Source organism: Pseudoxanthomonas spadix BD-a59 (genome assembly GCF_000233915.3).
Lineage (GTDB): Bacteria > Pseudomonadota > Gammaproteobacteria > Xanthomonadales > Xanthomonadaceae > Pseudoxanthomonas_A > Pseudoxanthomonas_A spadix.
The window spans coordinates 2885847-2909383 of record NC_016147.2; the positions used below are offsets into that span (position 1 = coordinate 2885847).

Consider the following 23537-nt stretch of genomic DNA (forward strand, 5'->3'; position numbering starts at 1 on the left):
GTAGCGTACCGTACCGGAAGCTGGATCGCCAGCCGGGGTAAAGCGTTGACGGAAGGCCAGCGAGCAGGCTTGGCGCTCCGCCGGGGTCATCGTCCACACTGTACTCGGTGTTCCCGGGAACCATCTGAGGCAGGTCCAGCCGCTCCAGCCTCTCGGCCGAGAGCGATACGCAGACCAGCCCGCGCCCCTGCGTGGCCATGAAGTTGATGTCGGCCGGAGTGACCGCGTCAGCGGCCATGATCAGGTCACCCCTCGTTCTCGCGGTCGGCGTCGTCCACCACGATCACCATCTCGCCCCGCGCGATCGCCGCGATCGCGTCCTTCACCCGGTCAAGCGTGGTGGGCGGGACGCGCTCGCACTCTGGCAGGTCCAGGCAAGGCAGTTTTCATCATTGTGCTCATCGAGTCACCTCGGCAATTCCGGCGCGATAGCGGTCTGTCTGTCGGCGTTGCTCGCGACATCCACCGCACCGTGCCTGTCAGAGCGCCCGCACCAGGCCGCCATCCACAAGCAGGCCCTGGCCGGTGATGTATCCGGCTTCTTCGGAGAGCAGGAACGCGATCGTGGCGCCCAGCTCGGCCTCGACTGCTGCGTAACGGCCCAGGGGAATCCTCGCCAGCACTTCGGGACTGGCCGGATAGTTGTCCACGAAGCCGGGAAGCACCGCATTGATTCGCCAGCCCTCGCCGCCGTGGCGGGCCACGCAGAGCTTGAGAAAAGCGGACAGTGCCGCCCGAAACACCGCCGACAACGGATAGGTCAGTTCGGGCTCGCGCGCTGCGTAGGTCGATATCGACACGGCCGCGCCCGACTTCTGGCGGGCAAAAACCGGCGCGAGGCACCGCATCGCCCTGACCGTGGGCATCAGGATGATCTCCATCGCCTTGTGCCAGTCCTCATCGACAATCTCAAGGATCTCGCCCTTGGGCGGATGGCCGGTGTTGATCACTGCGCCATCGATCCGGCCGTGGCGCTCCAGCGCCGTTGCCACCAGCCGCGCCAGGTCGTTCTCGCTCGTCACGTCACCGCGCAGCCCAGTCGCACCCAGTTCCGCCGCCACCGCCTCGATCTTCTCCGAACGCGACATCAGCACCAGCGACCAACCGCGTGCGGCCAGGGCACGGGCGGCGCCGAGCCCGATGCCCGAGCTTGCCGCCGTCACCACGGCAATCCTGCCGCCATGTCTTTCGTGGCTTGCTGTCTCTTGTTCAAGCATTGCTGCCTCCTGTTGGCTGGGTGTAATCCACCGCGCCCCTCGCACCCAATATTAGATTTCGGGGATCCACAAATACCATCGCGGGGCGAGGTTGAAGTAGTAGGCAGGCTGCACCGACACCGACCAGCGGTTTGTGCCCAGGCCGGAGACGTTGGCGTCGTCATGGCCGGTGGGCAGCGTCAGCCAAGTGGCCACCGCGAAGTAGCGGTTGCGCTCCGGATCGTTGATCGGCCAGAACGTGGCGACGATCGAGGTATCGCCCAGACTGAAGTCATCGCTGGCAAGGCGCTGGCCTCCGATCGACATGTTGCTGAGACCGCCGAAGGGCTGCACCACGTTGATGTCCGCGCGCGTGTCCCCGACATCGAAAAAAATAAACGTAACGAGCGATGCCGATATTGGTCTCAAGCCCGGATCCGGGAACCTTGTCGCCGTTGGAGTCCACAAAGGTGTCGGACGAACCGTGGAGATAGTAGAGCATCCCCACATGTGTCCCCGCCGGGGCGGGAAAGAAATCGCGCGGCTGCCCATCGGCAGCCAGCGCCGCGCCAGCGGCCAGCGGCCAGCGGCCCCAGCGCTGCCACCAACAGGAGCGTGAGCGTACAGCGCCGGTTTCCATCCACCGCCGGCTGGTGGGCAAGACCCGGCCTGCGCTGCGCTCGGCGCTCGGGCTCGCACGCGCGTGAAGGCTGGAGAGTTGTCGATGTTCACCGGGCAGATACCAGAGAACTGCTTGCGGACAGGGCCTGCCATCAGCGCCCGTCACCACACCCGGCCCGGAGCGTCGTCTGCGTGCAGGCTGCATGGCGCGGCGCGTCGAATCGATGGGCCGCTATCGCGGCGCCGCCAATTCCGCGCGCAATCCGGCAGCGACTTGCGCTGGCAGGGCGGCAAGGCTTTGAGTAAGGTGGCGCGCCCTGATGCCGGCGATGTTCCTGCCGGGCCCGAGTGCGCCATGCCCTTCCTTGAACTGTCCATTGCCTGCAGCCAGGCCCAGCAGCCGCGCTACGAACACGCGCTGGAGGACGTCGGCGCGCTGGCGGTGACCCTGGTCGATGCCGATGCCCAGAGCAGCAACGAACGCGCGATCCTGGAGCCGGGCGTGGGCCAGACCCCGTTGTGGAACGCGCTGGTGCTGAGCGCGCTGTTCCCGGCCCAGGCCGATGCGCTGGTATTGCTGGCCGCGCTGGAGGCCTTCGACCCGGAGCTGGACTGGACCGGCGCGAGCTTCCGCGGCGTGCAGGACCAGGACTGGGAACGGGCCTGGATCGACCAGTTCGCACCGATGCGGTTCGGCGCGCGCACCTTCATCGTGCCCTGGAACCACGACATCCCGGCCGAGGCCCGGACCGCGCAGGCGGCGGTGGTGCGGCTGGACCCGGGCCTGGCGTTCGGCTCGGGCACCCATCCGACCACCGCCCTGTGCCTGACCTGGCTGGACGGCCTGGCCGAAACCGGCGTTCTGCAAGGCCAAGCCGTGCTGGATTTCGGCTGCGGCTCGGGGATCCTGGCCCTGGCTGCACTGAAGCTGGGCGCGGCGCAGGCGGTTGGCGTGGACAACGATCCGCAGGCGTTGCTGGCCACCAGCGACAACGCCGCGCGCAATGGCGTGGAAGACCGCCTGCAGGTGTTCCTGCCGGCCGCCGAGCCAGTGCGCACCTATCCAGTGGTGGTGGCCAACATCCTGGCCTCGGCCCTGGATGCGCTGGCCCAGACCCTGGCCGCGCGCGTGGCCCCGGGCGGACGCATCGCCCTGAGCGGCATCCTGCACGGGCAGGAAGACGCGCTTCTGCAACGCTACGCGGCCTGGTTCGATGAACTGGTTGCCACCGGCCAGGAGGACTGGGTCCGGATCGACGGCGTGCGCCGCGCCGACTGAATCGGCCGCGGCCGGCAGCGCGCACGTGCGCGTTCATGCTTGAATACGCCGATGCCCGACTGCCCGCATTGCCAGCATGCGCTGCCGAGCGACCCGGCCAGCGGGTTGCCCCCGGCGCGGTGTCCGCATTGCGGCGCGGCCAGCGGCGATCCCCGCCCGGGCGGACCGAGCCTGGCCAGTTTCCTGCGGCCCGGCGCGCCGGGCGCAAGCCAGGCGGCGCCAGCGGCCCGTTACAACCCGATATTGATCGACCCTGCTGCGGCGTCCCCCGGGCCGCAGGCGCAACCCAAGACAGCCAACGGGGCTTGTGTGCCACAGACCACTTCGACGCTGGAACCGGACCGGTCGCAGGCGCCGGCACTGCCACCGCCAGGCGATGCCGCCGCGCCGGCACGCACCGACGGCACGCACGTCCTGCACGATGCAGGTGCATCGTCTGCAGCGACCGTGCCGGGTCAAGCCGCGCACGCCGCTGCCGATGCCCGGGCGGCCGCATCGACCGAAGCCGACCTCGACCCATACGCCGAAGACCGCACGCCCAGCTTCATCGGCGTCGTGCCAAGGCCGCAGGCACGGCGCGTGCCGGGCTGGCAGTGGACCGTGCTGGCGCTGCTGGTGGCCGCGCTGGGCGTGCAGATGCTCGTCGCCGATCGCGCGCGCCTGGCCCAGGATGCACGCTGGCGCCCGCTGCTGGAACGCACCTGCGCAGTGCTGCGCTGCAGCCTGCCGGCATGGCACCAGCCGCAGGCCTACACGATGCTGGCGCGCGAGGTGCGCCCGCTGCCGGGCGCGGCCGGCGTGCTGCAGGTGCACGCCAGCTTCCGCAATGATGCGCGGTGGCCGCAGCAGTGGCCGGCGATCGCGGTGTCCCTGTCCGATGCCGATGGCCGCACCCTGGGTGCGCGCGTGCTGCTGCCAAAGGACTATCTGGAACCTGACCTGCGCCAGACCACCCTGGCGCCGGGCCAGAGCGCACAGATGACGGTGCAGGTGCGCGAGCCGCCGGGCGGGGCGGTGGCATTCGCCTTCGAGTTTCGCTGAACGCGGCGCATCTGCCTTCGGAGGATGCGCGGCTGCCTGCCACGCGCTAGACTCGCTCCCCCCCGCCACGATCGGCCCCCGCGCGTTCGATCAGCGGCCGGGGGCTTCTTCTCGCCGCATCGACACCCCGGGGACGCCTTGAACGCAGCATCGACCCGCCAGGACGCCAGTCGTGGTACGCCCAAGTCGCCGCTGCGCGAACACGTTGCCCAGTCCGTGCGCCGCTATCTGCGCGACCTCAACGGCTGCGCTACCAATGACGTGTACGAGATCGTCCTGCGCGAGATGGAAATCCCCTTGTTCGTCGAAGTGTTGAACCACTGCGAAGGCAACCAGAGCCGCGCCGCGGCCCTGCTGGGGATCCATCGCGCCACCCTGCGCAAGAAGCTCAAGGATTACGGGCTGGTCTGAGCCTGCGTTCGGCCATCAGCGGCCGGCACCTCGCATCACCGGCCCACATCGGCGTCGCATCACCCACGCAGCAGCCCGGTCTCACCCGACAACGCTTGCGCAGGGCCGGGCGCGGCAGCGCGCGCCGACCCCTTCCAATGCGCTGATCGGCTCGCTGCAACCTCTCCAGCCCGTCTTGCGGGCACTGGGGCCTACAATACCGCCCCCGCGTCGCTTCCCAGCCAGCCCACACCGATGTCCTCCGACTTTCTGCCCGTGCGCCGGGCTCTGCTGTCCGTTTCCGACAAGACCGGCCTGATCGACCTGGCCCGCGCCCTGGCCGCCCGCAACGTCGAACTGCTCTCCACCGGCGGCACCGCCAGGGCGATTCGCGAGGCGGGCCTGGCGGTGAAGGACGTCTCCGAGCTCACCGGCTTCCCGGAAATGATGGATGGCCGGGTCAAGACCCTGCATCCGCTGGTGCACGGCGGCCTGCTCGGCCGCGCCGGCACCGATGATGCGGTGATGGCCCGGCACGGCATCGCCCCGATCGACCTGCTGGTGCTGAACCTGTATCCGTTCGAGTCGGTCACCGCCAGGGCCGACTGCACGCTGGAAGACGCCGTGGAAAACATCGACATCGGTGGCCCGGCGATGCTGCGCAGCGCGGCCAAGAACTTCGCCCGGGTGGCGGTGGCCACCTCGCCGGACCAGTACCCTGCACTGCTGGCCGAACTGGACGCCAACGACGGCCAGCTCTCGGCGGCCAGCCGCTTTGCGCTGTCGGTGGCTGCCTTCAACCGCGTAGCCCAGTACGACGCGGCGATCAGCAACTACCTGTCGGCGGTGATCGACACCACGCAAGGCGTACCGGTACGCAGCACGTTCCCGGCGCAGGCCAACGGCAGCTTCATCAAGGTCATGGACCTGCGCTATGGCGAGAACCCGCACCAGCAGGCCGCGTTCTACCGAGACCTCCACCCCGCCCCCGGTTCGCTGGCCACCTTCACCCAGCTGCAGGGCAAGGAACTGAGCTACAACAACATCGCCGACGCCGATGCAGCCTGGGAATGCGTGCGCCAGTTCGAGGCGCCGGCCTGCGTGATCGTCAAGCACGCCAATCCGTGCGGGGTGGCGGTCGCGGTGGCCTGCGGCGATGCCTATGAGCTGGCGTATGCGACCGATCCGACCAGCGCCTTCGGCGGCATCATCGCCTTCAACCGCACCCTGGATGCGGCCACGGCCAAGGTGATCCTGGATCGCCAGTTCGTCGAGGTGCTGATCGCCCCGGACTATGAACAAGGCGCGCTCCAATACGCGACGAAGAAGGCCAACGTGCGCGTGCTGCGTATCCCGCTGGCGCCGCCCTCACCGCATTTCATCGACAGCAAGCGCATCAACTCGGGCCTGCTGATGCAGACCGCCGATGACCGCGTGGTCACGCGCGAGGAACTGAAGGTCACCACGAAGCTGGCGCCAACCGAAGCGCAGTTCACCGATCTGCTGTTCGCCTGGAAGGTGGCCAAGTTCGTCAAGTCCAACGCGATCGTCTACGCCAAGGACAACCGCACGATCGGGGTGGGCGCCGGCCAGATGAGCCGGGTGTACTCGGCCCGCATCGCCGGGATCAAGGCCGCCGACGCGCACCTGCAGGTGCCCGGTTCGGTGATGGCCTCCGATGCGTTCTTCCCGTTCCGCGATGGCATCGATGCGGCGGCTGCGGCCGGCATCACCGCGGTGATCCAGCCGGGCGGCTCGATGCGCGACGGCGAGGTGATCGCTGCTGCGGACGAGCACGGCATTGCGATGGTGTTCACCGGCGTGCGTCATTTCCGCCACTGATCGGCGGTCCCGATGACCTTGGTGCTGCTGATCGCCGGCCTGGTCCTGCTGCTGGCCGGTGCCGAATTGCTGGTGAGGGGCGCCTCGCAGCTGGCCGTGTCCCTGGGGATCTCGCCGCTGGTGGTCGGCCTGACCGTGGTGTCCTACGGTACCAGCGCGCCGGAGCTGGCCATCGGTATCGGCGCGGCGCTGGATGGTCAGCCGGACATCGTGCTCGGCAACGTCATGGGCAGCAACATCGCCAACGTGCTGCTGATCCTGGGGCTGGCGGCGCTGGTCGCGCCGCTGGTGGTGACCCGCCGGCTGGTATGGCTGGATGTCCCGGTCATGGTGGCGCTATCGCTGCTGGTCACGCTGCTGGCGCTGGATGGACATCTGGAGCGGTGGCTGGGCGCCGCGCTGCTGCTGGGAAGCCTGACCTATACCTGCCTGCAGGTCGTGCTGGGACGCCGTGAAGGAGCGGCCATGGCCCGGTCCGTCGAGGCCCCCGAACCGGCGTCTTCGCCGCGCTGGCGCAATGTCCTGTGGCTGCTGCTGGGGCTTTGTCTGCTGGCGCTGGGGGCGCAGTGGCTGGTGGATGGCGCGGTGAGCATCGCCCAGGCCCTGGGCGTGAGTGAACTGGTGATCGGCTTGACCGTGGTGGCAGTGGGCACCTCACTACCGGAGATCGCGACCACCCTGCTCGCGGTGCGGCGCGGCCAAAGCGACATGGCGGTCGGCAACATCGTCGGCAGCAACCTGTTCAATCTCATGCTGGTCCTGGGAAGCGCGGTGGCGATCTCTCCGGGGGGCTTTGCCGTCAGCGGCGCTGCAGTGCATTTCGACCTGCCGGTGATGACCGCGGTGGCCGTAGCATGCCTGCCGATTTTCTTTACCGGCCACCGCATCGGCCGCCGCGAGGGCGCGCTGTTTCTGGGTTACTACGTCGCCTACATCGCCTTCCTGGTGCTGAGCGCGACCGGGCACCCGGCGCTGCCGGCCCTCAGCAGCGTCATGATGCTGTTCGTGGTGCCGCTGACCGCGCTGACCGCGCTGACCCTTGGCCTGGCGGCCATTCGCGCGCTGCGCGCAGAACGTCGTGCAGGCCGGCGCTAGGAGTCGGCACCCTTGGCGGTCCGGTGCGGCCGGCGGCCGCTAGAATCATCAGCCACCTCGGCGGAAGCGATCCTTTGAAAATCCTCGTCATCGGTGCCGGCGGCCGCGAGCACGCGCTGGCCTGGAAGCTGGCCCAGTCCCAGCGCGTGACCGAAGTGCTGGTCGCGCCCGGCAATGCCGGTACCGCGACCGAGGCGAACTGCCGCAACGTCCCGGTCCAGGTCACCGACATTGCCGGACTGCTCAAGCTTGCCCAGGACGAAGGCGTGGAGCTGACCGTGGTCGGCCCGGAAGTGCCGCTGGTACTGGGCGTGGTCGATGCCTTTCGCGCCGCCGGCCTGCGCATCTTCGGACCGAGCGCCGCCGCGGCACGGCTGGAAGGCAGCAAGGCCTTCGCCAAGGAGTTCCTCAGCCGCCACCGCATCCCGACCGCGTTCTACCAGGTCCACACCGAGGTCGATGCCGCGCTGGCCTACCTTCGCGACAAGGGCGCGCCGATCGTGGTCAAGGCCGACGGCCTGGCCGCGGGCAAGGGCGTGATCGTGGCGATGACCCTGGCCGAAGCCGAAGCGGCGGTGCGCGACATGCTCTCGGGCAACGCCTTCGGCGATGCCGGCGCGCGGGTGGTGATCGAGCAATTCCTGCAAGGCGAGGAAGCCAGCTTCATCTCGATGGTCGATGGCCACCACGCGCTGCCGATGGCCACCAGCCAGGACCACAAGCGCGTTGGCGATGGCGACACCGGACCCAACACCGGCGGCATGGGCGCCTATTCGCCGGCGCCGGTGGTCAGCCCCGAGGTGCATGCGCGGATCATGCGCGAGGTGGTCGATCCGACCGTGCAGGGCATGCTGGCCGATGGCGTGCCGTTCACCGGCTTCCTCTACGCCGGGCTGATGATCGATGCCAGCGGCGCGCCGAAGGTGATCGAGTTCAACGTGCGCTTCGGCGATCCGGAGACCCAGCCGGTGATGCTGCGCCTGCAGTCGGACCTGGTCGAGCTGCTCGAGGCGGCGATCGACGGCAGGCTCGACGCGGTACAGGCCCGGTGGGATCCGCGTCCGGCGCTGGGCGTGGTGATCGCCGCGGCGCCATACCCGGACACGCCGGTCACCGGCGAGGTCATCACCGGCCTGGACCAGGTCCCGGAGACGGCCAAGGTCTTCCACGCCGGCACGGCCTTGAACGCCCGCGGCGAGGTCATCAGCGCCGGCGGTCGCGTGCTGTGCGTGACGGCGCTGGGCGACAGCGTGGCCCAGGCGCAGGCCAACGCCTACGCCGGGGTCGATGTGATCGCCTGGAAACACGCCTTCCACCGCCGCGACATCGGCTGGCGCGCCATCGCCCGCGAGCAGGGCCGGTGAGCGACGGCCGGGACGCTGAGCAGCGTTCCATTGGCGCCGGCCCGATCCACCTGGAAACCAGGCCCGGCGACACCGGCCTGCATGGGGTTGCGGCACACTGGCACCGGCTTTCCGCAGCTCCCATCGCCCCGCGCATGTCGTCCGCGTTCGAATCCCGCCTGAGCCGGCTCTGGGCCCACGAGAAGGCCAGCTACGGCCTGCGGGTGTTCATCGCCCTGGCCGTGGTGATGGGCCTGTGCTGGCATCGCAACGCGCTGCCGGCGATCCCGACCCTGTTCCTGGGCATCATCGCCAGCGCGCTGGCCGAGACCGACGACAACTGGCTGGGCCGGACCAAGTCGGTGCTGCTGTCGCTGCTGTGCTTTGCCCTGGCCGCCGTCGCGGTGAAGCTGCTGTTTGCCACCCCGCTGGTGTTCGTGTGCAGTCTGGCGCTGGCGACCTTCTGCCTGACCCTGCTGGGGGCGCTGGGCGAGCGCTATGCCTCCATCGCCACCGGCACGATCAGCTTGTCGATCTACGCGATGATCGGCATGGAGCACGGCACCGGCAGTGCCGCGCCGGGGACCGTGGACAGCTGGCGCGACACCGGCCTGCTGTTGCTGGGGGCGGCCTGGTACGGAGCGCTGTCGATCCTGTGGACGGCGCTGTTCGCCAACCGCCCGGTGCGCGAGCGGCTGGCGCGGCTGTTCTGGGAATTGGGCAGGTTCCTGCGCCTGAAGGCCGAGCTGTTCGAGCCGGTACGCCAGCTCGACCAGCACACGCGCCGGCTGGCGCTGGCCCAGCAGAACGCACGCGTGGTCGAGGCACTGAACGCAGCCAAGACCGCGATCCTGGCGCGCTTCGGCCGTTCCGGCCGGCCCGGGGTGCAGTCGGGCCTGTACTTCCGCCTGTACTACATGGCCCAGGACCTGCACGAGCGCGCCAGCTCCTCGCACTACCCGTACGAGGCGCTGACCGAAGCGTTCTTCCACAGCGACGTGCTGTACCGCTGCATGCGCCTGCTTGCCCTGCAGGGCAAGGCCTGCGCGGCGCTGGGCCAGGCCATCGGCATGCGCACGCCGTTCGAATACGGCGAGCAGACCCGGATCGCCACCGCCGACCTGCGCCAGTCGCTGGATTTCCTGCGCGACCAGCACAACCAGCGCTGGAACCGGCTGCTGGGCTCGCTGGAACTGCTGGCCACCAACCTGCAGGCCATCGAGCGCCAGCTGAGCGAAATCGCGCTCTCGGACACCACCAGCGAGGGGCTGGACACGCGCCTGCGCGATTCGGCGCCGCACACCCTGGGCGAGATGGCCACGCGCCTGCGGGCCCAGCTGACTCCCAAGTCGCTGCTGTTCCGTCACGGCCTGCGCATGGCCATCGCCCTGGCGGTGGGCTATGGGGTGCTGCGCCTGGTCCATCCCGAACAGGGTTACTGGATCCTGCTGACCACCGCGTTCGTGTGCCGGCCCAGCTACGGCGCCACGCGCCTGCGGCTGGTCCAGCGCATCGCCGGCACCCTGGTCGGGCTGGGCCTGGCCTGGGCGCTGATGCAGCTGTTCCCGGCCACTGAGCTGCAGCTGCTGATCGCCCTGGCCGCCGCGCTGGCGTTCTTCATCACCCGCACCGACCGCTACCTGGTGGCCACCGCGGCAATCACGGTGATGGCCCTGCTGTGCCTCAACCTGCTGGGCAACGGCTTCGTGCTGCTGTGGCCGCGCCTGTTGGACACCCTGATCGGCTGCGCGATCGCCGCCGCTGCCTCCTTGCTGATCCTGCCCGACTGGCAGGGCCGGCGCCTGCACCTGGTGATGGCCACGGTGGTTCAGGCCTGCGCACGCTATCTGGACGAAGTGCTCGATCATTACCGCGCTCGCGGCGGCGACGACCTCAGCTACCGCATCGCCCGGCGCGACATGCACAACGCCGACGCGGCACTGTCGGCAGCCCTGGGCAACATGATGCGCGAGCCGGGATTCCTGCGCCGCAACCTGGAGGCGGGGTTTCGCTTCCTGGCCTTGTCCAACACCCTGCTGGGGTATCTGTCCGCGCTGGGCGCGCATCGGGCGCCGCTGCCGGCGCATGCAGACGATGCCCTGGTGGACCAGGCCGGCACGCGCCTGCGCGCGGCGCTGCAGGCGATCGCGCAGGCGCTCGCGGCGCGCAAGCCGCTGCCGCCGGAGCTGGACGCCGGCGTCGGCGCACTGGCCGACACGCTGGAACAGGTGCCCGACCGGATCGACGACAAGCAGCGCCTGCTGCGCACCCAGCTGGCGCTGCTGCTGCGCCTGCTGCCCAGGCTGCGCGCGGCGGCCGATGAAGTGATCGCAGGCCCGGCCCACGATGCCCCCACCCTTGCCCCCTCACCCGCCGGCGCCGGCTGAAACCTCGTTTTCCGCCACCCGGTCCGGGCGCTGTACCGGATCGCAACAGGCTGGCGCGCACACTGCGTGGCTGCGGCTGCGCGTGTTCGCCAGCCCTTCCCTTGTCCATTTCCAAGGAGCTGTCCATGAAGATCGATCTGTCCGGCAAGACCGCGCTGGTGACCGCCTCGACCGCTGGCATCGGCCACGCCATCGCCCGTGGCCTGGCCGGCGCCGGCGCGCACGTGGTGATCAATGGCCGCAGCCAGGCCAGCGTGGACAAGGCCCTGGACGCGCTGGCCAGACAGCTGCCGACCGCGCGCTTCACCGGCATTCCGGCCGACCTGTCCGATCCGGCACAGACCCAGGCGCTGGTCGATGCGCTCCCGGCCATCGACATCCTGGTCAACAACGCCGGCATCTTCGGCCTGGTCGATTTCTTCCAGACCGACGATGCCCAGTGGGACCACTACTGGCAGACCAACGTGCTCTCCGGCGTGCGCCTGTCCCGCGCGCTGCTGCCGGGCATGGTCGAGCGGGGCTGGGGCCGGGTGGTGTTCATCTCGTCCGAGTCGGCGCGCAACATCCCGGCCGACATGATCCATTACGGGGTCTCCAAGACCGCCCAGCTGGCGCTCTCGCGCGGCCTGGCCAAGCGCGTGGCCGGCAGTGGCGTGACCGTCAACGCGGTGCTGCCCGGGCCCACCCTGTCCGACGGCTTTGCCACGATGATGGCCGAGGAGGTCAAGCGCACCGGCAAGTCGCTGGAAGCCCTCGGCAAGGAATTCGTCATGGCCCACCGGGCCTCCTCGGTGATCCAGCGCATGGCCAGTGTCGATGAGGTCGCCAACCTGGTGGTCTACGTCTGCTCGCCGCAGGCCTCGGCCACCTCCGGCGCGGCGCTGCGCGTGGATGGCGGGGTGATCGACGACATCGTTTGAACCTCGTGCCGGCGCCAGCCACCCACGCGCCTGTGGTCAGAACCTGCCGCTGACGCTGACGCCGTAGGTGCGCGGCAGGCCCTGGATGAAGGTCGGCGTACCGAACAGGCGACCGGTGTTGCCGGCGTCGATCAGGTAGTCCTTGTCGGTCAGGTTGTTGCCGTACAGGCCAAAATCCCAGCGCCCGCCCTCCAGGGTGAAGCCCAGCCGCAGGTTGTACAGCGCGTAGCCGGCCTGCTCGATGCCCGGGGTGTTGTCGTCCTCGAAGTACACCTGCGAGCGCCAGTTCCAGCTCGGCCGCAGATAGATCCGCGCACCGCCGGAGACATCCCGGCCCAGGTCGAAGCCGGCCGAGGCGCTGTGCTTGGGCGTGAGCCGGAAGCGGTTGCCGGCCAGTTCCTGCCGGTTGCCATCGTCATCGTGCTCATCGAAGCCGGCATCGATGAAGCCGTAGGTCAGGAAGCCGGAGAAGTCGCGGTTCGGGCGCCAAGTCAGCGACAGCTCGGCGCCGTCGGCGCTGGCATTGCCGCCGTTGCCGGCGATGTAACGCAGCGTGTCCGGGTCCTGGATGGTGGTCTGGAAGTCGCTGTAGTCGTAGTGGTAAGCGGCCAGGTCGTAGACCAGCCGGCCGCCGCCGAAGTCGCCCTTCAGGCCGATCTCGTAGCTCCACACCAGCTCCGCCGGCACCACCTGGGACGAATCGGCGTCGACCTGCACCACCGCCGGCCGCCGTCCGCGCGAGACCGACACGTAGCCATTGTGGTGGGTGTTGAAGTGGTAGCCCAGCACCGCCCGGCCGACCGCGCTGTCGAAGGATTCCTCGCGCGTGCGCCAGCCATCGGTCGGGGCGAACAGGATGTTGGTCGGCCTGGACGGGTCCGGGCTGCCGCCCAGGCCGAGCACGCCCAGCGCGCTGGGCACCCCGAAGAAGTCCGAGCGATAGCCGCCCTCGGCCTTCTCGTGGGTGCCGCGCAGGCCCAGGGTCAGGTCCAGGCGCTCGCTCAGCGCCAGGGTGCCGTCGGCGAACAGCTCCCAGGCGGTGGTGCGCCCGGAGTTGGCGTACTGCTCCTGATGGAAGGGCTTGAGCGGCAGCACCACCCCCGGGGCGATCGGCAGCGCGGTCACCAGCGTGTTCGGGCTGCCGTCCGGCAGCAGCGGCGGGATGCCCAGGCCGACCGCCGGCAGCGTGATCAGGCTGCGCTCGTTGGTGGAAAAGGGCACCGTCTGGGTGCCGGACTCGTGGAAGTAGGACACCCCGGCAAAGCCGGTGAAACGGCCGCCGTCATCGTAGTTGAACCGCAATTCCTGGCTGACCTGGCGGCCCTTGGAGATCTCGGCAAACTCGGCCGCGTACAGCTGCGAGCCGTCGGCGTCGAATTCCTCGTGCGAGTCGAAGTCGCGCCAGCCGCTGATGCTCGAAAGCGTCCACGCCGGTCCCAGGGCGAAGCTGCCCAGCAGGGTCGCCCCGCGCACGGTGCGGTCCAGGCCCAGCTCGGTGCCCCGGTTGAGGTCGGCGGTGCGGTCGAACACGTCGGTGCTGCCGGTGCGGGTGGGGATGGTATTGGTGCGGAAGGCAGTGCCCGGCGGGGTGTCCTTCTGCCAGTTGAGGATCAGGTCCAGCGAATCGGTCTGGCGCAGGTCCAGATGCAGGCTGGCGCGCACCGCGCGGGTGTCCTTGCCGTTGAGGTCGCCGCCGGAGAGGTTGTCCACGAAGCCGTCGCGCTTCTGATCGAACACCGCCACGCGCGCGGACAGCACCTCGGCCGCCAGCGGCGTGTTGAAGTAGCCGGTGAGCAGGTGTTCTCCATAATTGCCCGCGCCCACGGTGAAGCCAGACTCGGTGCCGTTCCAGGCCTTGTTCTGGATCAGGTGGATCGCCCCGATCTGCGCGCCGCGCCCGAACAGCGTGCCCTGCGGGCCGCGCAGCACCTCCACCCGCTCCAGGTCGAAGGGCTGCACCACCGAGCCGCGCGACTTGGAGATCGACACCCCGTCCTGGAACACCGACACGCGCGGCTCGACGTTCGCCTCGCCGCTGTCGGAGGTGATGCCGCGGATCACGAAGCCAGGGTTGTTCGGGCTTTGCTCCTGCACTTCCAGGCCCGGCACCAGGTTGCCGATGTCGGAAAAGTCGTTGACGCCATAGTCCCTGAGGAACTGGCCGGAGTAGGCGCTGATCGCGATCGGGACCTCGGAGACCTGTTGTTCGCGCTTCTGCGCGGTGACCACGATGGTGTCCAGCTGCTCCGGGTCGGCTTGGGCGGTCTGGGCCGAGGCGAGCGGCGCCAACGCGGCGGCCAGGCCGGCGTGCAGCGCCAGGACCAGCGGGTGGAAACGACAGGACATGCGCAGGCTTCCCCTGGGGCGTGGACGTGCCCGCAGGCTCGGCGCGCGCCGTTGCAGTGCCGTTGCAGTGCCGTTGCAGCGCGGTGAAGTCCCGATGACCGGCCGATGACGGCGCGCGCCTGACCACGAACCGTCATCGGCCGCCTCTAGCGTGACGGGCCTGCTTTCCACGAGCCGCAAAGAGACCCGCCAAGATGCATTCGCCCGCACGTCGCCGCTTCCTGTCGACCATCGCCGTGGCCGCCGCAGCCGGGGTCCTGCCCTTGCGCCCGGCCGGCGCCGCCTCCGGCTCGGTGCCGGTCTCGCGCGCGCACTTCCCGCAGTCGGTGGCTTCCGGCGACCCGCGCCCGGACCGGGTGCTGCTGTGGACGCGGCTGGCCGCTCCGGCCGCGCAGCTGCGCCTGCAAGTGGCCGAGGACACAGGCTTCGCGCGCCTGCGTGTGGACCGCATGCTGCAACCGCCGCGCGACAGCGACGGCTGCCTCAAGGTGCGCGTGGAGAACCTGCAACCGGCCACCGCCTACCACTACCGCTTCCTGCTCGACGACGGCCACGGCGGCCAGGTCTCCTCGCCCATCGGCCGCACCCGCACCGCGCCGGCGGCGGACACCGACGCGCCGGTGGAACTGGCCTTCGTCAGCTGCCAGGACTACGGCGGGCGCTGGTACAACACGCTGCTGCCGCTGCTGGAACGCGAGCTGGACCTGGTGCTGCACCTGGGAGACTTCATCTACGAGACCACCGGCGACCCGCAGTTCCAGGACCAGGCCGGCGAGCGCACCATCGCCTTGGACGACATCGACGGCGCCATCGCCCTGGAGCGCGGCGGCCAGCGCTATTACGCTGCGCGCAGCCTGGCCAACTATCGCCAGCTGCATCGCACTTTCCGCAGCGATCCGGTGCTGCAGGCGCTGCTGGAGCGCACACCCCTGGTGGCGATCTGGGACGACCACGAGTTCTCCGATGACTGCTGGCAGGACGTGGGCACCTATCACGACGGCGCCGCCGACGAGCGCGACCGCCAGCGCCGCCGCAACGCCGAGCAGGCCTATTTCGAATACCTGCCGGTCGACCTGGAGCTGGCCGACGCCACCGGCGCCGGGCAGGCCGCGCAGCTGCCGGTGCAGCGCGAGCGGCTGTTCCCCAACGTGCAGCTGTGGCGGCGGTTGCGCTTCGGCAAGGCGCTGGACCTGCTGCTGACCGACTACCGCAGCCAACGCCCGGACCACGCCATCCCCGAGGACGCCTTCCCCGGTGCACTGGCTTACGACCAGCCGCAACTGCAAGCGCTGCTGCCGCGCCTAGGCCTGGAGCCGGCGGCGGTGCTGCCCACGCTGATCCCCTATGTCGACCTCGCCGCCCCCATGTTGCAGGCGCAACGCCGGGCCGCGCAGCACGCCATCGCCCAGGCGTATCTGGCCGCCGGGCAATCACCGGCCCAAGCCGAACGCCGCGCCACGCAGGCCACCGCCAGTGCGATCGCACTGCCGGTACTGGCGCAGTTCCTGCAGGCCTGGAACGCCGCGGCCCCGGCCAGCGCGCAGGTCGCGGTGCCGGATGCGGCCGGGCTGGCGCGCGGCCTGCCGTGGCTGGCGCTGGGCAAGACCACGCTGTTCGGCGAGATCGGCGCGCGCTATGTCGCGGTCAAGGAGGGTTTCGACCTGTTCGCCGCGCTGGGTGCGCTCGACGGGGCGCCCTCGCCGTACGCGCCGGCGCAGCGGCAATGGCTGGAGCAGGCGTTGCTGGACAGCGATGCGCGCTTCAAGGTGGTCGCCAGCTCGGTGTCCTTCACCTCGCTGGTGCTGGACCTGTCGCGTCCCGAGTTGCAGGCGCCGGAACCGATGCGGCGGCGCTTCTACCTCAACCTGGACCAGTGGGACGGCTTCCCGGCCGAACGCCGCCGCCTGATCGGCCAGGTGTTCGACCGCGCCGGCGGGGTCATCGTGCTCTCCGGCGACATCCACGCAGGCTTCGCCACCCAGCACAGTGCGGCCACGGTGGAATTCACCACGCCCGCCGTTTCCTCCGAGACCCTCGGCAGCATCCTGGCCCGCAGCGGCGAGGGTGAAGGCGCCCAGCAGCAGGCCACCGCCCGCGTCGCCGCAGCGCTGGATGCACTGGTCATCGACGGCAACCCGTCGCTGCGCTATGCGCAGACCCGCCGCCACGGCGTGGGCCTGCTGCGGCTGGACGGCGAACATGCGCAGGCCCGCTTCCTGGAACTGCCCGACAGTGTCTGCCGCCAGCGCCACTACGACGCGCCGGAGGCGATCGGCTCGCAGCTGGGAGAAAAACGCTTCGCCTTCGCGCGCGGCGACATGCGCCTGCGCGAGGCCTGATCGCCATGGGGTGCGCCATGGCGCAGGAACCGCGCAAGCGGCGATGAGGCTTCATCGGGAACCCTTCGCGGCGTCGATCACTCCTGCAACGGCGCATCGAACCGGCCCATCCGGTCACCTCCGAAACGGATTTGCTAGGCTGCGCGCTGGTCGAAGGATCGCGCATGCCCCGCCATAGCCAGTTCGCCCTGCTCAAGCAGCGTCGCTTCCTGCCATTTTTCGCCGTCCAGTGCCTGGGCGCCCTCAACGACAACGTCTATCGCCAGGCGATCATCGGCCTGCTGTTCTTCCTGGGCGTCAGCGATGCCGAACGCACGCTCTACACCAACCTGGCGCCGGCGCTGTTCATCCTGCCGTACTTCCTGTTCTCCTCCATCGCCGGGCAGATCGCCGAGAAGCTGGAGAAGCAGCGGCTGATCGTGATCACCACCGCGATGGAGATCGCGATCATGACCCTGGCCGCAGTCGGCTTTTTGAGCCAGAACATGACGATCCTGCTGATCGCACTGTTCTGCACCGGCGTCCAGTCCACCCTGTTCGGGCCGGTGAAGTACTCGATCCTGCCCTCGGTGCTCAGGCCGGAGGAACTCACCGGCGGCAACGGCCTGGTGGAGATGGGCACCTCCATCTCGATCCTGGTCGGCATGATCTTCGGCGGGCTGATCTTCCAGCTGGCCGGCAGCCACGGCCCGATCGCCGCGGCCGCGGCCGTGATCGTGCTGGCGGTGGCCGGCAACACCATCGCGCGGCTGGTGCCGCGGGTGGGTGCAGGCGCGCCGGAACTGAAGATCAACTGGAATCCGCTGCCCGAATCGCTGGCCGTGCTGCGCATGGCCAGGGAGCAGACAGCGGTGCGAAACGCCATCCTCGGCGTGTCCTGGTTCTGGTTCGTGGGCACCATGCTGACCGCGCAGCTGCCCTCCTATGCGCTCACCAACCTCGGCGGCGAACCCACCCTGTACATCTTCGCGCTGGCGCTGTTCTCGGTGGGCACCGGCGTCGGTTCGCTGCTGTGCGAAAAACTGTCGGCACGCACGGTGGAGATCGGCCTGGTGCCGCTGGGCGCCTTCGGCATGACCGCGTTCCTGCTGGACCTGTACTTCGCACGCGCTGGAGAGGCCAGCGCCCAGGGCCTGTCGGTGACCGAGTTCGTACACCAGGCCGGCAGCGTGCGCATCATCATCGACCTGCTCGGCATCGGCCTGTTCGCCGGGTTCTTCGTGGTGCCGCTGTTCGCGCTGATCCAGAGCCGCACGCCCAAATCGCAGATGTCGCGCGTGTTCGCCGCGCTGAACATCCAGAACTCCGGCTTCATCGTCGCTGCGGCCGTGCTCGGCCTGCTCGCCCAGCGCCTGCTGGGCTGGACCATTCCGCAGGTGTTCCTGGCGCTGGCCATCGCCAATGCGCTGGTGGCGATCTGGATCTTCACCATCGTCCCCGAATTCCTGATGCGTTTCCTCAGCTGGGTGATGGTGCGTGCGCTGTACCGCCTGCGCCTGCACGGCATCGAGGACAACGTGCCCGACGAGGGCCCGGCACTGATCGTCTGCAACCACGTCAGCTACATGGATGCGCTGATCCTGTCGGCGACGATCCCGCGGCCGGTGCGCTTTGTCATGTACTACAGGATCTTCAACATCCCGGTGATGCGCTGGATCTTCCGCACCGCCAGGGCGATTCCCATCGCCGGTGCGCGCGAAGATCCTGCGCTGATGCGCGCGGCCTTCGAGGCAGTCGATCGGGCGCTGGCCGAGGGCGAGCTGGTGTGCATCTTCCCCGAAGGCGCGCTGACCCGCGACGGCACTATCGGCGCGTTCAAGTCCGGTGTTGAGAAGATCCTGGCCCGTCGCCCGGTGCCGGTGGTGCCGATGGCGCTCAAGGGCATGTGGTCCAGCATGTGGTCCAGACGCGACTCGCGCCTGGGCCGCATGCGCGTGCCGCGCAGGTTCCGCGCCCACATCGAAGTGCTCGCCGGCGCGCCGATGCCCGCCGACAGCAGCGCCGCGCAGCTCGAGGCCAGGGTGCGCGCGCTGCGCGGCGAGGCGGCCTGAGGATTCGCGCTCACTTGCTGTTAATCTTTTGCAGGGGCCCGCGTCGGCGGGGATTACGATCGCTCTGGGGAAGGCCATGAATGCAAGTGCCGAACACGTACCGAACTATCTGGTGTGGGCAATCCTGTCCACGCTGTTCTGCTGCCTGCCTCTGGGCATCGTGTCGATTGTCTATGCGACCCAGGTCGATGGCCGTCGTCTGGCCGGTGATCTGAACGGCGCCCGCGAGCTGTCCCACAAGGCGAAGATGTGGGCCATCTATTCGGCCATCTCGCTGCCGGTATTGATCATCCTGTGGTTTGTGTTCTTCGGCGGCCTGGCAACGCTGGGATCGCTGGCTTCAGGGGGCATGCGCTAGCAGTCTGTCGGACTTTGGTCGGCCGGGCTGCGAATCCGCCTGTGCGGTCCATCTTTCCGCCGCTTCTTGGCCCATAGCACCACTATGGGCCGGCGAACCGTCGAAAATCTGACCTCGCACAGCCGAATTCTCGCCTCGACCACCAAAGCCCGACAGGCTGCTAGTCCTCACTGCATCTGGACGCTGGGAGAAAAACTGCATGAACACCATTCCGCCGCCACCCGGCTCGCCGGTGCCGCCGCCCGAGCCGCCGCCGTACATGCCGCCGCCGATGGCCGCCGCGCCGGGTCCCGTGCCCAACCATCTGGCGTGGGCGATCATCGCCACCATCCTGGGAACGTGTCTGTGCTGTCCGCTGGGACTGCTGGGCATCGTCGGCATCGTCTATGCCGCGCGGGTCAACACGTTGCTGGCCGCAGGCGACTTCGCCGGCGCCCAGCGTGCTTCGGCCACCGCCAAGACCTGGTGCTGGGTCGCCACCGCGCTGGCGATCATCGGCCTGTTGTGGATCAGCTATGGCCTGATCAGCGGCCGCAGCCAGATCCAGTACCAGCAGATCCAGCAGCTGTGGCATTCGCAAAGCCTGTGATCCGGCTGGGCGCCCTGGACAGGCTGGCCCTGGCCGGTGCCGCGGTCGCGGCATCGGCCGGGGTCTGGGCGCTGCGCAGGTTCGATCCCAACGCCGCCAACAACCCGTTCCCGGGCTGCCTCTTTCATGAGCTGACTGGTTACTGGTGCATCGGCTGCGGCATGACCCGCGCGATGCATGCCCTGGTCCACGGCCAGCTGCTGGCGGCCTTGTCGATGAATCCGCTGGCCATGCTGGCGCTGCCGACCCTGCCGCTGCTGCTGGCGGTTTCGCGTGGCTGGGTGCCGCCGCGCTGGCTGCAGCCGCTGGCCCGCTGGGTGTCCGAACCGAAGCTGTGGCTGATCGCGCTGCCCGCCTACTGGATCCTGCGCAACCTGCCGTGGTTTCCGTTCACGTTGCTGGCGCCGCCGGCGGGTTGAGGCAGCAGCCACGCAGTGGCGCCGGCGCAAGGCACACCGCGCGTTGCGCGCTGCGCACCTGTTTCAACTAGCTCACCCACCCGGCAATCACAAACAAGGCCATCAACGCCAGCCACAGCAGCAGGATGCGCCAGACCAGGCTCATCGCATCGCGCAGTTCGGGCATGTCCTGCAGCGGCGGGGCCAGGCCATCGGCAACGTAGTCCTGTACGTGCTCGGCCAGTTCGGCGTTGACGCTGGCGCGCGCGGCGGCGCCGAGAAAATCGGTCTCCAGCTGCAGCCGCATTCCACCGGCCGCGCGCCAGGCGTTGAACACCGCGTCGAAATTGCTCATCAGCGCCATTGACAGGATCAGCAGCTGCGCCACCGGCCACTCCATCAGCGCCAGCAGGCGCTGCGCACCGGCGCGATGGGCCAGGGGCAGGCGCGCGGCGGTGACCCCGACTGCCGACAACGCGCACAGCCGGTACAGCACCGCGCCGGCCGGGCCCAGCAGCAGAAACCAGAACACCACCGAGAACCAGCGGGTCAGCGCGCTGCGGAAGACCGCTTCAACCAGGACCGGCCCCTGGCCACCGCCGCTGCCGGTTTGCGCCCCCAGCTGCGAGATCGCAATGCGCTGGCTGACCCCGTCTTCGGCATCGAGCACCGCGCGCACGTCGGCATCCAGGTCGCGCGGGCCCCAGGCCCAGACCAGCACCGCGATGCCAAACACCAGTCCCAGCACGCCCGCCAGCGGCCCGTGCAGCCACCCTTGCAGCAGCGCCACCGGCACCAGCCACGGCACGATCGCCACGCCTGCCCCGGCCACGCCGGTCCACAGCGGCTGCTCATGCAGATGCCGGTCCAGCCACAGCTGCCAGCGCGCGAACAGGTCATGGCGGCGCCAGGCGGCCACCGCACGCGGAGCCAGCTGGCCCAGCAGCACCGTCACCACGACCGCGACCAGAGTGATCGACATGGAGGTTCTCCGCCGGCCGTCTAGGGCCGGCCCGGGGATGTGTTGGCGCAGGCCTGGGTCATGCGGTCATCTTCCGGTACCAGTGTTCGATCAGCGCCCGCGCGATCGACAGCGCCGGCGACAGCAGCAGCGTGCCTTCGCCGCGCAGGCTGGCGCCGACCTCGTCCGCGGTGAACCAGCGCGCGTGTTCCAGCTCGCCGTTGACCGTGGGCGTGTCTGCCTCGGCATCGGCCTCGAAGCCCAGCATCAGCGCGCCGGGAAACGGCCACGGCTGCGCGCCCAGGTAGCGGGCCGAACGCACCCGCACCCGGGTTTCCTCCATCACTTCGCGGGCCACGGTCTGCTCCAGCGTCTCGCCGGGTTCAACGAAGCCGGCCACCACCGAATAGCGGTGCTGCGGCCACGCGGCCTGGCGCCCCAGCAGCAGCCGCGACCCGTCGCTGACCGCCACGATCACCGCCGGGTCCACCCGCGGGTAATGCTCGGTGCGGCACTGGCTGCAGCGCCCGGTGTAGCCGGCGCGGTGGAAGTCCAGCTTGCCCCCGCACACGCTGCAGTGGCGCGTGCTGCGCTGCCAGTGCAGCAGCGCGCGCGCCTGGGCGAAGGCGGTGGAATCGGCATGGGCCCATTGGAAGGCGGCCTGGCGCAGCTCCATGCGCCCGGGCACCTCCAGCGCGATCACATCCGATGACACGACAAACCAGGCCACCGCGCCGCGCAGCCCGAGGAAGATCGCACTGCCCGGCCCGCCACCGATCTCCTCGCCGGTCGGCGCCAGCAGATTGCCATCGGCATCGACGAAGCACAGCCCCTCGGCATCGATGACCAGGACCCGCGCCTGCGGCCACAGCGCGGCCAGCGCCTGGGGGTCGTCGCGCAAGGCATCGGCGCGGTCCAGTGGTTCGGCCACGAACGAAAAACCGGACAAGGGTCCGGTTTCGATCGGGTACGGCGTGGGAGTTCGATGCGCGTCGGCCGGCATCACATGCTGAAACTGCTGCCGCAACCGCAGGTGGTCTTGGCGTTGGGATTGCGGATCACGAACTGGGCACCGTGCAGGCTCTCGGTGTAGTCGACCTCGGCACCCATCAGGTACTGCAGGCTCAGCGGATCGACCAGCAGGGTGACTTCATCGGTGCGCACGGCCAGGTCGTCCTCGGCGCGATTCTCGTCGAACTCGAAGCCGTACTGAAAACCAGAACAGCCGCCGCCCTCGATGTAGACCCGCAGCGCCAGGTCAGCATTGCCTTCCTCGGTGATCAGTGCGCGCACCTTGGCGGCGGCGGCGTGGGTGAAGGTGAGCGGCCGGTCCAACGACTGGTAGTCCGGCGCCGGGGCAGCAGTAGGCAGGGAGACGAGGGTGCTCATGGGTGCAGGATGGGGCCAGGGCGCTGCCAGTTCAACCCGCGCCGCCGGCGGCCGCGGGCGCGACCGCCGGCCCGGTGGCGGTGGCTTCGGCCCAGGTGAAGGACTGGTCCACGCGGCTGCCGTCATCGGGCTGCAGCCGGGCCGTCACCCGCAGCGGCTTGAACTGCGGCGGCAGCACCACCTCGCCTTCCAGCTGCTGGAAGTACTTGAACGAGAATGCCATGCCGTCGGCATTGGGCTGCTGGCGCAGGCGCGGCCAGTCCAGGGTTTCCAGGCGGCCCTCGCGGGTACCTTCCACGCTCAGCTGCAGGCGACCGCGGTTGACCGCGCCGCGGTTGAGGTTCTGGGTGAGGGTGGCGGTGAAGTGCCAGGCCTGGTCGGTCCGTGGCTGCAGCTTCAGCTCATGCACGGCCAGGCCGCGGCGCTGGGCGGTGGCGCCGACGAAGCGCTCGTAGAACGCCACGTCCGCGCGCAGGCCGGAAATCTCTTCATCGCGCTCGCCCAGCGCGTTCTGCAGGTCGCCATTGGCCTGGCGACTGATCTGGTCCGAGCGCGAAAGCGTGGCTACCCGCTGTTCCAGCTGCTGGATGCGCGCCTGGGCCTGGCGCCACTGGGCCGTGCTCGGGACACTGGCGGCCGGCGCAAACACCTTCCAGGCACCCCACAGGCCGAACACCAGCGCCAGCACGCACACCCCGCCCAGCGCATGCACCACTGCGCGCGCACCGCGGCTCACCGGCAGCAGGTGGGGAGCGCCAGGTTTGGAGGGGTCGGCAGGCTCGGTCGGGGACATCGGCGCAGCATAGCCAGCGCCACTTGAGGGCGTTCTGAACGCCGCACGCGCGTTCAGCCGCCCGGCCCTGGCGCTTCGGCACGGCTGGGGCCTTGCGCAAGAGGGCCCAGGTGCACACGCTGCCGCCGATTGCCGCGCCGGCGGGAAGACGGCCACGCCTATACTGGCGGCTCGTTGGGGGGCCCTCTGCTGTTTCCCG

The 23537-nt window shown here is 69.4% G+C and carries 20 protein-coding genes and 1 pseudogene; 13 read left to right on the forward strand and 8 right to left on the reverse strand.

Features of this window, described 5'->3' with window-relative positions; translation table 11 throughout:
* Positions 1-106 precede the first annotated feature (106 nt).
* The 3 genes and pseudogenes from DSC_RS16260 to DSC_RS17590 form a co-directional block, all read right to left on the reverse strand.
* A pseudogene (locus tag DSC_RS16260) lies at positions 107-290 on the reverse strand (3,4-dihydroxy-2-butanone-4-phosphate synthase); the annotation flags it as partial.
* A 189-nt stretch (positions 291-479) separates the two neighbouring features.
* On the reverse strand, positions 480-1166 hold the full coding sequence (locus tag DSC_RS13040; RefSeq protein ID WP_202944884.1) for an SDR family oxidoreductase: 687 nt from the start codon (positions 1164-1166) through the stop codon (positions 480-482).
* 102 nt (positions 1167-1268) lie between these two features.
* A complete protein-coding gene (locus DSC_RS17590) occupies positions 1269-1970 on the reverse strand; it encodes a transporter (protein ID WP_083833558.1) in 702 nt (233 codons plus the stop codon).
* 202 nt (positions 1971-2172) lie between these two features.
* On the opposite strand from DSC_RS17590, the gene prmA reads away from it, so the two are divergent.
* From prmA to DSC_RS13085, 8 genes are all read left to right on the forward strand, one after another.
* Complete coding sequence (gene prmA / locus DSC_RS13050; RefSeq protein WP_014161654.1) at positions 2173-3096, forward strand: 50S ribosomal protein L11 methyltransferase; 924 nt, start codon at positions 2173-2175, stop codon at positions 3094-3096.
* A gap of 309 nt (positions 3097-3405) precedes the next feature.
* On the forward strand, positions 3406-4137 hold the full coding sequence (locus DSC_RS16275; RefSeq protein ID WP_014161655.1) for a DUF3426 domain-containing protein: 732 nt from the start codon (positions 3406-3408) through the stop codon (positions 4135-4137).
* 138 nt (positions 4138-4275) lie between these two features.
* Entirely contained in the window at positions 4276-4548 is a 273-nt protein-coding gene (gene fis, locus DSC_RS13060) for a DNA-binding transcriptional regulator Fis (RefSeq protein WP_014161656.1), read from the forward strand.
* A 234-nt stretch (positions 4549-4782) separates the two neighbouring features.
* Complete coding sequence (purH, locus tag DSC_RS13065) at positions 4783-6369, forward strand: bifunctional phosphoribosylaminoimidazolecarboxamide formyltransferase/IMP cyclohydrolase (RefSeq protein ID WP_014161657.1); 1587 nt, start codon at positions 4783-4785, stop codon at positions 6367-6369.
* A 12-nt stretch (positions 6370-6381) separates the two neighbouring features.
* Positions 6382-7464 carry a calcium/sodium antiporter gene (locus DSC_RS13070; protein ID WP_014161658.1) on the forward strand — a complete coding sequence of 361 codons (1083 nt, stop codon included), beginning with the start codon at positions 6382-6384 and terminating at the stop codon, positions 7462-7464.
* A 74-nt stretch (positions 7465-7538) separates the two neighbouring features.
* On the forward strand, positions 7539-8828 hold the full coding sequence (purD, locus tag DSC_RS13075) for a phosphoribosylamine--glycine ligase (RefSeq protein ID WP_014161659.1): 1290 nt from the start codon (positions 7539-7541) through the stop codon (positions 8826-8828).
* 134 nt (positions 8829-8962) lie between these two features.
* Positions 8963-11194, forward strand: a complete 2232-nt coding sequence (yccS, locus tag DSC_RS13080) for a YccS family putative transporter (protein WP_043291377.1) — start codon at positions 8963-8965, stop codon at positions 11192-11194.
* A 125-nt stretch (positions 11195-11319) separates the two neighbouring features.
* Positions 11320-12114 (forward strand): SDR family NAD(P)-dependent oxidoreductase, encoded by a 795-nt coding sequence (locus DSC_RS13085; protein ID WP_014161661.1) that lies wholly within the window; start codon positions 11320-11322, stop codon positions 12112-12114.
* A 36-nt stretch (positions 12115-12150) separates the two neighbouring features.
* Here DSC_RS13085 and DSC_RS13090 read toward each other — a convergent pair whose 3' ends face one another.
* Positions 12151-14460 (reverse strand): TonB-dependent receptor, encoded by a 2310-nt coding sequence (locus tag DSC_RS13090; protein ID WP_014161662.1) that lies wholly within the window; start codon positions 14458-14460, stop codon positions 12151-12153.
* A gap of 194 nt (positions 14461-14654) precedes the next feature.
* Here DSC_RS13090 and DSC_RS13095 point away from each other — a divergent pair, with 194 nt between their 5' ends.
* From DSC_RS13095 to DSC_RS16740, 5 genes are all read left to right on the forward strand, one after another.
* Positions 14655-16799, forward strand: coding sequence for an alkaline phosphatase D family protein (locus tag DSC_RS13095; protein WP_014161663.1), 2145 nt, complete (start codon positions 14655-14657; stop codon positions 16797-16799).
* 164 nt (positions 16800-16963) lie between these two features.
* On the forward strand, positions 16964-18850 hold the full coding sequence (locus tag DSC_RS13100; RefSeq protein WP_014161664.1) for an MFS transporter: 1887 nt from the start codon (positions 16964-16966) through the stop codon (positions 18848-18850).
* Between the two features lie 76 nt (positions 18851-18926).
* Positions 18927-19208: a CD225/dispanin family protein gene (locus DSC_RS13105; protein WP_014161665.1), complete on the forward strand. Its 282-nt coding sequence runs from the start codon at positions 18927-18929 to the stop codon at positions 19206-19208.
* A gap of 199 nt (positions 19209-19407) precedes the next feature.
* The gene (locus DSC_RS16735) at positions 19408-19797 is read left to right on the forward strand and encodes a CD225/dispanin family protein (protein ID WP_014161666.1); all 390 of its coding nucleotides are present in this window, start codon (positions 19408-19410) and stop codon (positions 19795-19797) included.
* A complete protein-coding gene (locus DSC_RS16740) occupies positions 19794-20216 on the forward strand; it encodes a DUF2752 domain-containing protein (protein ID WP_014161667.1) in 423 nt (140 codons plus the stop codon). The genes DSC_RS16735 and DSC_RS16740 overlap by 4 nt, the downstream gene beginning before the upstream one ends.
* Before the next feature lie 67 nt (positions 20217-20283).
* Here the strand turns inward: DSC_RS16740 and DSC_RS13120 are convergent, their stop codons facing one another.
* From DSC_RS13120 to DSC_RS13135, 4 genes are read right to left on the reverse strand one after another with little or no spacing between them, the layout of a single operon-like run.
* Positions 20284-21177, reverse strand: coding sequence for a membrane protein (locus DSC_RS13120; protein ID WP_014161668.1), 894 nt, complete (start codon positions 21175-21177; stop codon positions 20284-20286).
* A gap of 58 nt (positions 21178-21235) precedes the next feature.
* Complete coding sequence (gene nudC / locus DSC_RS13125; protein ID WP_014161669.1) at positions 21236-22159, reverse strand: NAD(+) diphosphatase; 924 nt, start codon at positions 22157-22159, stop codon at positions 21236-21238.
* A complete protein-coding gene (gene erpA, locus DSC_RS13130) occupies positions 22159-22545 on the reverse strand; it encodes an iron-sulfur cluster insertion protein ErpA (RefSeq protein ID WP_014161670.1) in 387 nt (128 codons plus the stop codon). The genes nudC and erpA overlap by 1 nt, the downstream gene beginning before the upstream one ends.
* Before the next feature lie 31 nt (positions 22546-22576).
* Positions 22577-23338 (reverse strand): DUF6776 family protein, encoded by a 762-nt coding sequence (locus tag DSC_RS13135; protein ID WP_052299813.1) that lies wholly within the window; start codon positions 23336-23338, stop codon positions 22577-22579.
* Positions 23339-23537: the final 199 nt, after the last annotated feature.

What these genes read in the sequence shown, in the direction of transcription:
- DSC_RS17590 (WP_083833558.1), bottom strand. Translation starts at nt 1,970, where the DNA reads ATGGCAGGCCCTGTCCGCAAGCAGTTCTCTGGTATCTGCCCGGTGAAC.
- prmA (WP_014161654.1), top strand. Translation starts at nt 2,173, where the DNA reads ATGCCCTTCCTTGAACTGTCCATTGCCTGCAGCCAGGCCCAGCAGCCG.
- purH (WP_014161657.1), top strand. Translation starts at nt 4,783, where the DNA reads ATGTCCTCCGACTTTCTGCCCGTGCGCCGGGCTCTGCTGTCCGTTTCC.
- DSC_RS13070 (WP_014161658.1), top strand. Translation starts at nt 6,382, where the DNA reads ATGACCTTGGTGCTGCTGATCGCCGGCCTGGTCCTGCTGCTGGCCGGT.
- yccS (WP_043291377.1), top strand. Translation starts at nt 8,963, where the DNA reads ATGTCGTCCGCGTTCGAATCCCGCCTGAGCCGGCTCTGGGCCCACGAG.
- DSC_RS13085 (WP_014161661.1), top strand. Translation starts at nt 11,320, where the DNA reads ATGAAGATCGATCTGTCCGGCAAGACCGCGCTGGTGACCGCCTCGACC.
- DSC_RS13090 (WP_014161662.1), bottom strand. Translation starts at nt 14,460, where the DNA reads ATGTCCTGTCGTTTCCACCCGCTGGTCCTGGCGCTGCACGCCGGCCTG.
- DSC_RS13095 (WP_014161663.1), top strand. Translation starts at nt 14,655, where the DNA reads ATGCATTCGCCCGCACGTCGCCGCTTCCTGTCGACCATCGCCGTGGCC.
- DSC_RS13100 (WP_014161664.1), top strand. Translation starts at nt 16,964, where the DNA reads ATGCCCCGCCATAGCCAGTTCGCCCTGCTCAAGCAGCGTCGCTTCCTG.
- DSC_RS13105 (WP_014161665.1), top strand. Translation starts at nt 18,927, where the DNA reads ATGAATGCAAGTGCCGAACACGTACCGAACTATCTGGTGTGGGCAATC.
- DSC_RS16735 (WP_014161666.1), top strand. Translation starts at nt 19,408, where the DNA reads ATGAACACCATTCCGCCGCCACCCGGCTCGCCGGTGCCGCCGCCCGAG.
- DSC_RS13120 (WP_014161668.1), bottom strand. Translation starts at nt 21,177, where the DNA reads ATGTCGATCACTCTGGTCGCGGTCGTGGTGACGGTGCTGCTGGGCCAG.
- nudC (WP_014161669.1), bottom strand. Translation starts at nt 22,159, where the DNA reads ATGCCGGCCGACGCGCATCGAACTCCCACGCCGTACCCGATCGAAACC.
- erpA (WP_014161670.1), bottom strand. Translation starts at nt 22,545, where the DNA reads ATGAGCACCCTCGTCTCCCTGCCTACTGCTGCCCCGGCGCCGGACTAC.
- DSC_RS13135 (WP_052299813.1), bottom strand. Translation starts at nt 23,338, where the DNA reads ATGTCCCCGACCGAGCCTGCCGACCCCTCCAAACCTGGCGCTCCCCAC.